Annotated in this window: 9 protein-coding genes; 8 read left to right on the plus strand and 1 reads right to left on the minus strand. The window is 75.2% G+C overall.

Annotated elements, in window-relative coordinates; all coding sequences use genetic code 11:
* Positions 1-63 precede the first annotated feature (63 nt).
* The 3 genes from ACFC0Z_RS14520 (at position 64) to ACFC0Z_RS14530 (ending at position 2,259) form a co-directional block, all read left to right on the plus strand.
* Positions 64-681 carry a TetR/AcrR family transcriptional regulator gene (locus ACFC0Z_RS14520; protein ID WP_376436912.1) on the plus strand — a complete coding sequence of 206 codons (618 nt, stop codon included), beginning with the start codon at positions 64-66 and terminating at the stop codon, positions 679-681.
* Positions 682-811: 130 nt separating this feature from the next.
* Positions 812-1,522 (plus strand): ribonuclease HII, encoded by a 711-nt coding sequence (locus ACFC0Z_RS14525; RefSeq protein WP_376436915.1) that lies wholly within the window; start codon positions 812-814, stop codon positions 1,520-1,522.
* Between the two features lie 107 nt (positions 1,523-1,629).
* On the plus strand, positions 1,630-2,259 hold the full coding sequence (locus tag ACFC0Z_RS14530) for a hypothetical protein (RefSeq protein ID WP_376436918.1): 630 nt from the start codon (positions 1,630-1,632) through the stop codon (positions 2,257-2,259).
* Positions 2,260-2,338: 79 nt separating this feature from the next.
* Here the strand turns inward: ACFC0Z_RS14530 and ACFC0Z_RS14535 are convergent, their stop codons facing one another.
* Positions 2,339-2,968, minus strand: coding sequence for a hypothetical protein (locus ACFC0Z_RS14535; protein WP_376436921.1), 630 nt, complete (start codon positions 2,966-2,968; stop codon positions 2,339-2,341).
* Positions 2,969-3,345: 377 nt separating this feature from the next.
* Between ACFC0Z_RS14535 and ACFC0Z_RS14540 the strand changes: the two genes are divergently transcribed.
* The 5 genes from ACFC0Z_RS14540 to ACFC0Z_RS14560 all read left to right on the plus strand — a co-directional run bounded on the left by ACFC0Z_RS14540 (position 3,346) and on the right by ACFC0Z_RS14560 (position 12,118).
* Entirely contained in the window at positions 3,346-5,505 is a 2,160-nt protein-coding gene (locus ACFC0Z_RS14540; RefSeq protein ID WP_376436923.1) for a RecQ family ATP-dependent DNA helicase, read from the plus strand.
* A 153-nt stretch (positions 5,506-5,658) separates the two neighbouring features.
* A complete protein-coding gene (locus tag ACFC0Z_RS14545; protein WP_376436926.1) occupies positions 5,659-7,110 on the plus strand; it encodes a DUF4192 domain-containing protein in 1,452 nt (483 codons plus the stop codon).
* A 115-nt stretch (positions 7,111-7,225) separates the two neighbouring features.
* Positions 7,226-9,304 (plus strand): glycogen debranching N-terminal domain-containing protein, encoded by a 2,079-nt coding sequence (locus ACFC0Z_RS14550; RefSeq protein ID WP_376436928.1) that lies wholly within the window; start codon positions 7,226-7,228, stop codon positions 9,302-9,304.
* A 109-nt stretch (positions 9,305-9,413) separates the two neighbouring features.
* Positions 9,414-10,214: an NUDIX domain-containing protein gene (locus ACFC0Z_RS14555; RefSeq protein WP_376436931.1), complete on the plus strand. Its 801-nt coding sequence runs from the start codon at positions 9,414-9,416 to the stop codon at positions 10,212-10,214.
* A gap of 122 nt (positions 10,215-10,336) precedes the next feature.
* On the plus strand, positions 10,337-12,118 hold the full coding sequence (locus ACFC0Z_RS14560) for an ATP-binding cassette domain-containing protein (RefSeq protein ID WP_376436933.1): 1,782 nt from the start codon (positions 10,337-10,339) through the stop codon (positions 12,116-12,118).
* Positions 12,119-12,141 lie beyond the last annotated feature (23 nt).

Genomic DNA, 12,141 nt, shown 5'->3' on the forward strand with positions numbered 1-12,141 from the left:
GTCCCCGTCAGTGAACGCAAGCGTTCACTCGTCCTTCGATCCCGCCCCAACGGAGAGACCCAGATGGCTACTTCGCGCTCCGCGGCCGCCGCCCGGCCGGAAGGAGCGGCGCCGCGACGCCGTGGCCCCGTACTGGAACGGGCGATTCTGGAGGCGACGCTCGAACAGCTCGGCAGCGTCGGCTGGAACGGTCTGACGATGGAGGGTGTCGCGGTCGGTGCGCAGACCGGCAAAGCGGCGGTGTACCGGCGCTGGCCGTCGAAGGAAGACCTCGTCGCCGACGCCCTCCGGGCCGCTCTTCCGGACTTCGACGAGGCGCCGGACCGGGGGAGTGTCCGTGAGGACCTGTACGCGCTGTGCGTCCGCCTCCGGGACGTGATGTTCTCCCGGCCCGGCCACGCGCTGCGCGCCGTCCTTCACGAATGCGACGCGGAGGCGGCGGAGCGCTTCCACGGGCTGATCGCCAGCGGGGTGACCGAGCCGTCGGCCCGGCTCTTCCGGGAGGTACTGGGCCGGGGCGTCGCGCGGGGGGAGGTGCGGGCCGAAGCGGTCGACGTCCTCGTCCTCGATGTGATCCCCGCGCTGATGATGTACCGGTCCAAGGTGCGCGGGAGCGAATGGCCCGACGGTGAGGTCGGCGACATGATCGACCGCGTGATGATGCCGCTGATCCGGTCCTGAGGGCGGGCTGAGGGCGAGCTGAGGATGGGGCCCGGAGACGGGCCTGAGGACGGCCCGAGGACGGGGCCGGGAGGCGTCGGGGGAATCCGGGTATCGCGCGTGGCACCGGTCGGCGTAACCTGGCTGCGCCATGCCGTACGAACCTCCCACCCACAGCGTCGAGCGCTCGCTCCGAGCGACCACCGGCGCCAAGATCGTCGCCGGGGTCGACGAGGTCGGGCGCGGGGCGTGGGCCGGACCCGTCACGGTCTGCGCGGCCGTCACCGGTCTGCGCCGAGCCCCCGCCGGACTCACCGACTCCAAGCTGCTGACCCCCAAGCGCCGCACCGAGCTCGCCGCGGAGCTGGAGCAGTGGGTCACGGCGTACGCGCTCGGCGACGCCTCCCCCGAGGAGATCGACGAGCTCGGAATGACCGCGGCCCTCAGGCTCGCGGCGGTCCGGGCCCTCGAAGGACTTCCCGTGCGACCGGACGCCGTGATCCTCGACGGCAAGCACGACTACCTCGGCAGCCCCTGGCAGGTCCGTACGGTGATCAAGGGCGACCAGTCCTGCATCGCCGTGGCCGCCGCCTCCGTCATCGCCAAGGTCCGCCGCGACGCGGTCATGGCGGAGCTCGAATCCGAGGCCGGGGGGTGCTCCGCGTTCGGTTTCGCGGCCAACGCGGGCTACCCTTCGCCGGTCCACAAGGCCGCTCTGGAAGAGCTGGGGCCCACCCCGTACCACCGTCTCTCCTGGTCGTATCTGGACGCGCTGCCCCAGTGGCGCCACCTCAAAAAGGTCCGCCTCTCCGCGGAGGCGGCCGCGCTGGAGAGCGGGGGCCAACTCGGCTTCGACTTCTGAACTTCCGGCTGCCGGGCCCTCCTTCCCGAGGTCGCCCGTGCCGGCCGGGCGCACCTGTGCGCCACCCGCCGATGCCCCGCGCAGCGGCGTTTGATAGACATCAACCCATGCCTCTCACCCCCGAGGAGCCTCAGATTCACGAGAGCGCTCAGGGTCCCCGCGCCACCGCGGCCGCCGGCCGTCCCGCGTCGACCCCCCTTCCCGTACCCGGCCCGCGTTCCGCGGCCTCTCCGCGTCCCGGGCGTCCGGTGCCCGGCCCGAGGCCCGTTCCGTCGGCCCCCCGCCCGCAGCCCGGTGCCGCGCAGTCCCCGGCCGTCGGCCAGGAGAATCGTTCCGGCGAGCCGTCCGTCCCGCAGCTCCAGGTGATCCCGGCCCCCGCCGACGGCGCGCTCGACGCCGCCGAGGAGGCCCTCGACCTGCTCCTGGACAGCGGTCGCGCGCCCGGCGAGGTCCTGGTCCTCACCACCGGCGAGCAGCACCCGTGGACCGCGCACGAGCTGTCCTTCGGCGAGGCCGCCTACTGGGCCCAGCAGGAGACCGGCGACGACGTGTTCTTCGCGGACGCCGCCGCCGTGGAGCGGGCCGCCGGCCGGCCCGTCGTCATCCTCGCCGTCAACGGCGGCGGCGACGAGACCGCCGCCCGGGCGCTGCCGCTCGCGATGGCCCGCGCCGGTGCGCTGCTCGTCGTCTGCGGCGACCCGGAGCGCGTGGCCGCGCTCGTCGGCGCCGGGGTCTGACCGCTCCGTTCCGCGCGATTCCCTCCCGTCGGCCCGTTACCGGGTGGGCGGGAGTACGCGTCGTACGGCGTGGGTCCTGTCAGCGTGCCGCGGCGCGGCGCAGCGGTTCGGCCGCTCCGCTCGCCGTTCTCGGAGCGAGGCGGCCGGGTTCGGCCGCCTCGGTGCCGAGCGGGACCGGGTGGGAGTCGGAGCTCGGACGGCGGCCCCCGCGGCCGTCGCCGAGCACCTGCCAACCCCCTCGGGTCAGCGTGATGTACGCGCCGCAGCGGAGTCCGTGGAGCGTGCAGGCGTCGCGGAGCCCCCACATCCAGGCCCCGTCCTCCTCCGTCCAGCGCTCGTCGCCCTCGCGGCAGTAGAGCAGCACCGCGGTCCGTACGGGAGCGCGGCGTCGCAGGTCGTGCGGAAGGACCCGGCGGAGGTGCGCCAGGAGCGCGTTCCGGAACTCCCAGCCGTCGGCCGGAAGGGAGCGGGGGACGAACGAGGCGCTGGCGGCGAGCCGTTCCTCGTGGTCCAGGATCGCCACGACCGCCGTCGACGGAGTCGGCGCGTGGCGCGAGTGCAGCCCGCTGACGACCTCACGCGGATTGCCGAGCAGCGGAATCCCCGCCGCCGCCCACTCGGCCGGTTCGAGTATCCGGGCGAGGCGGCTGGCGGACCCGGGCGACGAACGGGTCGAGGTGCCTGCGGACGGAGCGAATCCGAGGGTCATGGTCCTCCCTTCGGATACGCGCCCGCGAGGCGGGCAAGGGGCGGGTGAGGGCGCACCACAGCACGGTCCTTCAAGGCCGCAGACGGGCCGTGTGGGGCGGTGCTCCAATTCTTGCTTGGCCTGCGGGGGACCGGCAATGAGCAATTGAAGTCGCTGACGGGAATGCGGCGGTATGCCTCTCATATCCCTGCCCCGTCGCCCATTGTTCACTCCCCGTTTCCTCCCCTGTTTCACCCCTGGCCGGGTAGCACCAACGGAAACATCCCTTCCGGTCCACCGGGCCCTCGACACACCGCGTGCGGGGCGGACGACCTGCGAGGGAAACGTCACGCTGAGTGAGTTGGGCGATTGTCCGTGCCATCGGGTTGCATGGGGTCATGGACAACCAGGAGCTCCGTGCCGAAGCCGATGCCATCCTCGCTGAGCTCGTCGGCGCGCCCGGGGGTTCCGCGCGGCTGCGCGAGGACCAGTGGCAGGCGGTGGCGGCCCTGGTGGAGGAGCGCAGACGCGCCCTCGTCGTGCAGCGCACCGGCTGGGGCAAGTCGGCCGTGTACTTCGTCGCGACCGCCCTCCTGCGGCGGCGCGGCGCGGGCCCCACGGTGATCATCTCTCCGCTCCTCGCCCTGATGCGCAACCAGGTCGAGGCCGCGGCGCGCGCCGGCATCCAGGCGCGCACCATCAACTCGGCCAACCCGGAGGAGTGGGACACCATCTACGACGAGGTCGAGCGCGGCGAGACCGACGTCCTCCTCGTCAGCCCCGAGCGCCTCAACTCCGTGGACTTCCGCGAGCAGGTCCTGCCCAAGCTCGCGGCCACGACCGGCCTCCTCGTCGTCGACGAGGCGCACTGCATCTCCGACTGGGGCCACGACTTCAGGCCCGACTACCGCCGCCTGCGGGCCATGCTGGCCGAGCTGGCCCCCGGCGTCCCCGTCCTGGCCACCACCGCGACCGCCAACGCGCGGGTCACCGCCGACGTCGCCGAGCAGCTGGGCACCGGGGCCGGTGAGGCCCTCGTCCTGCGCGGCACCCTGGAGCGCGAGAGCCTCCGCCTCGGCGTGGTCCGCCTGCCCGACGCGGCCCACCGGCTCGCCTGGCTCGCCGAGCACCTGAACGACCTCCAGGGCTCCGGGATCGTCTACGCGCTCACCGTCGCCGCGGCCGAGGAGGCCACCGCCTTCCTGCGCCAGCGCGGCTTCACGGTGGCCTCGTACACGGGACGTACCGAGAACGCCGACCGCCTCCAGGCCGAGACCGACCTCCAGGAGAACCGGGTCAAGGCGCTCGTGGCGACCTCGGCGCTCGGCATGGGCTTCGACAAGCCCGACCTCGGCTTCGTGGTCCACCTCGGATCGCCCTCGTCCCCCATCGCCTACTACCAGCAGGTCGGCCGCGCCGGCCGCGGCGTCGAGCACGCCGACGTGCTGCTCCTGCCCGGCAAGGAGGACGAGGCGATCTGGCGCTACTTCGCCGACACCGCGTTCCCGCCAGAATCCCTGGTGCGGCAGACCCTCGCGGCCCTCGCCGACGCCGGGCGACCCCTGTCCGTGCCGGCTCTGGAGGCGGCGGTCGACCTCCGCCGCACGCGCCTCGAAACCATGCTCAAGGTCCTCGACGTCGACGGGGCCGTGAAGCGGGTCAAGGGCGGCTGGGCCTCCACCGGGCAGCCCTGGAGCTACGACGCCGAGCGGTACGCCTGGGTGGCGCGCCAGCGCGCGGCAGAGCAGCAGGCCATGCGCGACTACGTCGGCACGTCCGAGTGCCGTATGGAGTTCCTGCGCCGTCAGCTGGACGACGAGGGAGCCGTCCCGTGCGGCCGGTGCGACAACTGCGCCGGGCCCTGGGCCGACGCCTCCGTCTCGGCGGAGACGCTGACCGGGGCCACGCAGGAGCTCGACCGCCCGGGCGTCGAGATCGAGCCGCGCCGGATGTGGCCGACGGGCATGCCGGCCCTCGGCGTCGACCTCAAAGGACGCATCCCGGCGGGCGAGCAGTGTTCTACCGGCCGGGCCCTCGGACGTCTCTCGGACATCGGCTGGGGCAACCGGCTGCGCCCGCTGCTCGCCGACAACGCGCCGGACGGCCCGGTGCCCGACGACGTCCTGAAGGCCGCCGTGGCCGTGCTCGCCGACTGGGCGCGCTCGCCCGGCGGCTGGGCGCCGAACGTCGCCGACGCGATCGCACGCCCCGTCGGCGTCGTCGCCCTGCCGTCCCTCACCAGGCCGCAGCTCGTCGGCTCCCTCGCCCACGGCATCGCCACCATCGGCCGCCTCCCCTTCCTCGGAACCCTGGCCTACACCGGCCCGGACGGCGCGCACGCGGCACGCCGCAGCAACTCCGCCCAACGCCTCCGGGCGCTCTCCGGGGCCCTCGTCGTCCCTCCGGAACTGGCCGAGGCGCTGACCGCCTCGCCCGGCCCGGTCCTGCTCGTGGACGACAGCACCGACTCCGGCTGGACCCTCGCGGTCGCCGCCCGCCTGCTCCGGCGAGCCGGGGCAGGGCAGGTTCTTCCGCTGGTCCTGGCCGCGGCCGGCTAGGAGCTGTCGGCACGTCAATCACCCCCGAGCATAGGGGGATTCGGCAGGTCGGACGCCGACCCTGTGGATAACTCCGCCGGGTCGGCGATGCCGCGTATCGGGAGTTATCCACAGGGGTTTCGGAAATCGGGAGATCACGAGACCGTCCTGACCATGAACGCGAATCACCGCGAAACCAGCGGACCTTCCCGTACCCAGCGCATCACCCTGCGCGGCCCGGCCGAGCTCGCCGACGCGCTCCCCTTCATGCTGGGCTTCCACCCCACCGACTCCGTCGTCCTGGTCGCCCTCCACGGCGAACACGGCCGCTTCGGCGGCCGCGTCAGGCTCGGCATCCCCCGCTCGCCCCACGAATGGGCGTCCACCGCCGACCACCTCGCCGAGTGCCTCGTCGAGGGCGGCGCCCGGCACGGCGCCCGGCCGGATGGGATCGTCGTCTTCCTGTGCCAGGACCCCGCCCCCGGCGAGACGGGCCGGGCGGTCATGGAGCGGCTGCGCCCCTTCGCCCAGCGCCTGCGGACCGCCTGCGGCGCCCTCGACATCCCCGTCTGCGAAGCCCTCTGCATCTCCGACGGGCTCTACTTCTCCTACTGCTGCCCGGCCCCGCTCTGCTGCCCGGCCGACGGCACCCCGCTCGCTCTCGGCGGTACGTCGGTGATGGCGGCGACCGCGGCCTTCTCGGGGCTCCAAGCGCCCGGCTCGCTCCGGGAGATGGAGGCCCGGTTCAGGCCGTACGGCACGGCCGCCGACGAGCGACAGCGCGCCGCCCTCGACGCGGCTGCCGCCGCGATCGTCCCCCGCATCGTCGAAGGCGCTCCCGGGGAAGGCAGGGAGAAGGTACGGACGGAGACGCTGCGGACCGCCCGCGAGATCCTCCGACGGTTCGCCAACCCGCCCGGGCCCGGCGCCTCGGCGATCACCGCCTCGACGGCCCGCGCCGGGGACGGACCCGTACGGATCTCGGACTCCGGGGTGGAGACCCCCGTGCGGAACGTCGGCGGCGTCGCGGCGACAGACGCGGCCGACGACGCCCTCGTCGGGGTCGAGGAGGCGGCCGCGATCATCATCGGTCTCCAGGACCGGGCGACCCGGGACCGCGCCGCCGAATGGATGGAGGGCTGGGAAGGCGCCGCGGCCCTGCGGCTCTGGCGAGTCCTCGCCAGGCGCTGCGTCGCCCCCTACCAGGAGCACGCCGCCGCGCCGCTGACACTCGCCGGCTGGGCGGCCTGGTCCACGGGCGACGAGCCGACCGCCCGGGTCGCCCTGGGACTCGCCCTCGAAGCCGACTCCGAGTACGTCTTCGCCCGCCTCCTGCACCAGGCCTGCAACGAGGGCCTCGACCCCGAGTCGCTGCGGTCCTGTCTGCGGAGCGAACGGGACGCGCGCGCCACCGAACAGATCGCACCGGCCTCGTCCCGGCGGGTCAGGGTCCGCACCACCCGCCCGCAGGGAGCCCGGCTCGGCGCCGGCAAGCCCGGTCGCCAGACCGGCGGCAGGAACCGCGGGACGGCGGCGGGCGTCAGGCCCGGCGGCCCCGCCACGACCGGGCCGGGGAGCCGGGCCGCACGCCACGACGGGAAGCCCGGCAGCAGGAGCGGACGATGACGGCCGTGACCCGGCCGCCCGCGCGCGCGTTCACCTCTCTGGCGGAGGCGGCCGCACCGCGCCGCCGGCACCCCGCCGGCCGCCCGGACCGCACAGAGAGCAGCTCACACCCGCCATGGCCCTCAGCCCCCTCCCGGCCCCCGGACGACCCGCCGGACACCCTCCGAAGGGGTTCGCCCCCGGACACCCGTCCGGCACGGGCGCCGCTCCGCCCCGAGGGGCACGGCCGGGCGAGCTGCCCTCGGTGCACGACGCCCTCCTCTGCGTCGCCCTGCCCGCCCTCGCCGTCTGCGCCGAGCACGGCCAGCTCACCGGCGAGGGCCCCGAAGGGGTCTACACGGCGGGACGACGGATCCTGTCCCGCTGCGTCCTGCGGGTGGCCGGACGGGAACCCGTCGCCCTCCAGGGACGCCTCGCGGCCGTCGACCGGGCGGTCTTCCTCGGTGTCCTGCGGGTCCCCGGGGACGTGGGACCCGACCCCGGACTCTCCGTCGAGCGCACGCGGAGCGCCGACGGAACCGAGCGCGTCACCCTGCGCAACGCCACCGCCCGCCCCCTGCGCTTCCCGGTGGAAATCGCTCTGGGCACGGATCTCGCGGACCTGGGCGCGGTCGCGTCCGGCAGACCGGGGCCCGAACTCGCCCCGAGCGTCCACGGCGCCGGGCTGCGCTGGGCCTCCGGCGACGGATGGTCCGTCGCCGTCACCGCGGACCCGCCGCCCGTGGACTCCCTGGCGGCGGCCGGAGTCCTGCGCTGGGAGGCCGAACTCCCGCCCGGAGCCCCGTACACCATCCAGCTCCGGGTACGGGCGGACCGCGCGACCGGCGCCGCCGCCTCCTCGGGGGCCGGCACCGGGCGGCCCGGCGGCCACCTCCTCGCGGAGGCGCGGGCCGAGGGCGACGACCCGCGCCCCGGAGAGCTCCTGCGCACCTCCGTGGAGGACCTCCGGGCCCTCCTCCAGCGCGACCCCGCGCAGCCCGCGGACGTCCATCTCGCGGCCGGTGTCCCCTGGCGCTGCGGACCGGTCACCGCCGAGGCCCTCTGGGCCGCCCGCATGGCCCTGCCCCTCGGGACCAGGCTCGCCGTCACCACACTCCGCTGCCTCGGACGCACCCAACTCCGCGGCACCGGACCGGAATCGGGTCGCGTTCCCGGGCCTCTCCGGGACGCGGGGCCCGGTCTCCCGCCCCGCTGCACGGGCGTCGAGGCCACCCTCGCCTTCCCCGTCGTGCTCGCCGAGGCCCGCCGCTGGGGACTGCCCGCCGCGGACCTGGAGGAGCTGCTCCCGGTCGCGGAGCGGTGCCTCGACTGGCTCCGCCGCACCGCGGAACGCGACGGGTACGTGCCGGACCCGGGGCCCGCCGGGCCCTGGCGCGCCGAGACCCAGGCCCACGCCCACCGCGCGGCCCTGCTCGGCGCCGACCTCCTCGACGCCTGCGGCAGGCCCGGGGCGGACGCCCTGCGCGAAGGCGCCCGGAGCCTGCGCGAGCGGTTCCGCCGGGAGTTCTGGCTCGACGACCTGGCCGGAGGCCGGCCCGCCGTCGCCCGCACCCCGGACGGCGGGACCCGGTCTCAGCTCGGGGGCTGGGCCGCGCACCTCCTCGACACCGGACTGCTCGATGGCGGGCGGTACGCGCAGGGTCTGCTCGACAAGGCCCAGACCGAACAGGTCGCCCGGCTGCTCGCCACCCCGGCCCTCGACTCCGGCTGGGGACTGCGCGGCCTCGGAGTGAAGGAGCCCGGCTACAACCCCTTCGGCCACCGGGCCGGGGCGGTGCGCGTGCACGAGACGGCCGTCGCGGTGGCCGGTCTCGCCGCCGCGGGGCACGAGAAGGAGGCCGCCGCCCTGCTGCGCGGGCTGCTCGACGCGGCGGAGACCTTCGGCCACCGGCTGCCCGAGATGTACGCGGGCGAGCAGCGGACGGCCGGAGCGCGTCCGGTGCCCCACCCGGCCGCGTGCCGGCCGGCCGCCGTCGCCGCCGCAGGGGCGGTGCAGGCCGTCGTGGCGCTCGCCGGGATCAGGCCCGACGCCCCGGGGCGCTCCGTGGCGGTGCACCCCATGCCCTCGGCGCCGCTGGGCGCGATCCGGCTGTCGGGGCTGGTGGTGGCGGGCGAGCCCTTCGCCGTACGGGTCGGTCGGCTCGGTCTCGGTATGGTCGAGGAGGCCGCCGAGGGCCTTCAGCTGGGTGTGTGACGGAATGCCTGGTGCGGATCCGGTGGAAGCGGCCCGGCGCGGGGAAGAAGTCAGGGCTGATCACTTCCCGGGGCGTGTTTATCGTCAGGAAGACGACTATGATCGCGGCATGCCTCCCTACGACCCGTCGGCCTTTCCGCCTTTCGCTGTCACCGTCGACCTGGTCGTGCTCACCGTGCGGCGCCACGCGCTCTGCACTCTGGTCGTGAGACGAGGGGAACCGCCGTTCCAGGGACGCTGGGCACTGCCCGGCGGCTTCGTCCGGGAGGGTGAGGACCTCGGCGCCGCCGCGGCCCGCGAGCTGGTCGAGGAGACCGGGCTCAGCGCCCACGACCCGGGCGCCCCGACGCCCGTGACCGGCAACGGCGCGCATCTGGAGCAGCTGGCCACCTACGGCGCGCCCGACCGGGACCCCCGGATGCGGGTCGTCAGCGTCGCGCACCTGGCGCTCGCCCCGGACCTGCCCGCGCCGCGCGCCGGCGGGGACGCGAACAGCGCCCGCTGGTCCCCGGTCGAGGACCTCCTCGGCGAGGACGGCCCCACCGGCCCCACCGGCGCGGAGGCAGAGAAGACGAAGGGCGGGGGCGGGGGAGCCGAACCCCTCGCCTTCGACCACGCCCGCATCCTCGCCGACGGCGTCGAGCGAGCCCGCTCGAAGATCGAGTACTCCTCCCTCGCCACCGCCTTCTGTCCGCCCGAGTTCACGGTCGGCGAGCTGCGCCGCGTCTACGAGGCCGTCTGGGGCGTCGCGCTCGACCCGCGCAACTTCCACCGCAAGGTGACCGGCACGCCCGGCTTCCTCGTTCCCGCCGGAGGCACCACCACCCGCCAGGGCGGACGGCCCGCCCAGCTCTTCCGAGCAGGTGGGGCCACCCTCCTCAACCCGCCGATGCTGCGCCCCGAGGTCTGACCGTTCCGGGGTTCCGGCGCCCCAGGGCGCCGACCCTCCGCAAGAAGTCCGATATGTAGCGTTATCTTGCTGCGGTAGCGCCGCCCTGCCGCGGAGCGGTGTCACCTACCGCGAGAGAAGCGATGCTCCAGGCAATCGGACTGACCAGCACTCCCCGCCGCGATCAACCGCCGGCGGTGGACGATCTGACCTTCGAGGCCCGGCCGGGCGCCGTGACCGCGCTTTTCGGCCCCGCGGGCTCCGGCAAGACCACCGCGCTCCGCCTCATGCTCGAACTCGACCCGGGGCGCGGCTTCACGTACTTCAGAGGCCGGCCGCTGGAGCGCGCCGCCCACCCGTCCCGCGAGGTCGGGGTGTTCCTCGGGGACGTTCCGGGGCACCCGTCGCGGACACTCCGGGGCCAACTCCGGATGCTCTGCGCCGCGTCCGGAACTCCCGTCGCGCGGGCCGACGCCGTCATCAGGGCCGTGGGCCTGGCCGGCCTCGAAGGCCGGCGCATCGGCGGCCTTCCGCGCGGAGCCGACCGCCGACTCGGTCTCGCGTGCGCCCTGTTGGCCGCTCCGCACGCGCTGCTCCTCGACGATCCGGCCGCCGGTCTCGCCGTAGCCGACAGCGCGTGGCTCTACGAACTCCTGCGCGCGCACGCGGCCGACGGGGGGACGGTCCTCTACACCACCCGGGATCCCAAGGACGCGGCACGCAACGCCGATCGGGTCGTCACGCTTCACGGCGGCCGGGTCGTCGCGGACCAGGAGGCGAGCGCGTTCGCCCGCACCCGGCTGCGGCCCCGGGTCGCCGTCCGCACCCCTCATGTCGCGCGCCTCGCCGCCGCCGTGACGCAGGAGGCGCGGGCCGCCCGGCGGCCGGTCGAGGTGGTCGCGGAGGACGGCAATCTGCTGTCGGTCTACGGCAGCGACTGCGCCGCCGTCGGCGACACCGCGTTCCGGCACGGCGTCGTGATCCACCGCCTCGCCGACGAGACCGGCGACACGGCCCCCGCCCGAACGGCCGCGCCCGCGCCCGTGCCGGCGCCGGTACCCGCACCCGTACCCGTACCCGCGGACGAGTCCGGTTCCGCACCTCCACGCCCGCCCGAGCCCACCGGGGAGCGGCCGTCCGCCCGGAAGCCGCCCCGATCGCCCTCGCGTCCGCTGCGATACGAGCTCCACCGGCTCCTCGGCGTGCCGAGCACCGCGCTCGTCGCGGGGACGGTCCTGCTCGTGTCCGTGGCGTGCGCCCTGCTCCTCGGGCGCGGGGGCGCCGTCGACCTGCCCGTCGTCCTCGCCGGCTGGCCCGCGCTCGCCCCGCTGCCGCCCGCCGCCCTCGGCGCCGGGCTGATCGGCGCCTTCTCCTTCGGCGAGGAGTACCGCTACCCCGCGCTCACCGCGGGGCGCGGCGCCGTCCCCCGCCGGCTCGGTCTGCTCCTGGCCAAACTGGTCGTGGCGGCGGCGGTGGCCCTGGTCCTCGGGGCGCTCGTCGTGGCGGCGGACCTGGGGGCCCTGCGGGCGGTCTACGGAGCCGACTTGATTCCCGTACCGGAGAACTGGCTCTCACTTGCGGTGAGTTGGTCCGGTCTGCTCGTCGGGTGCGCCTGGGCCGGGGTGCTGGGAGCCGGGGTGTTCCGGGCGGCGGCGGCCGGAGTGGCCGCGGTCCTCTTCGTACCGGTCGCCCTGGTTCCGATTCTCGGGACGGTCCTGACCGGTCCCGCGGTCCGCTCGGCCGCCGGACTTCCCGCGCGGCTGCGCGAGTTGCTCGGACCCCAGTGGTCCCCGGGCGTCGACCGCTGGGTGGCGGGCGCGCTGCGGGTCGTCGCCCAGCCCGTGGGGGTGGCGCTCACCCTGGTGTTGACGGGTCTGCTGTGCGCCTATGTGCTCACCGGGCTTCGCCGGAGTGTCCGTTGGTGATCACTTCTGGACGAAAAGGATTT

The organism is Streptomyces sp. NPDC056144 (genome assembly GCF_042264145.1).
Taxonomy (GTDB): Bacteria; Actinomycetota; Actinomycetes; order Streptomycetales; family Streptomycetaceae; genus Streptomyces.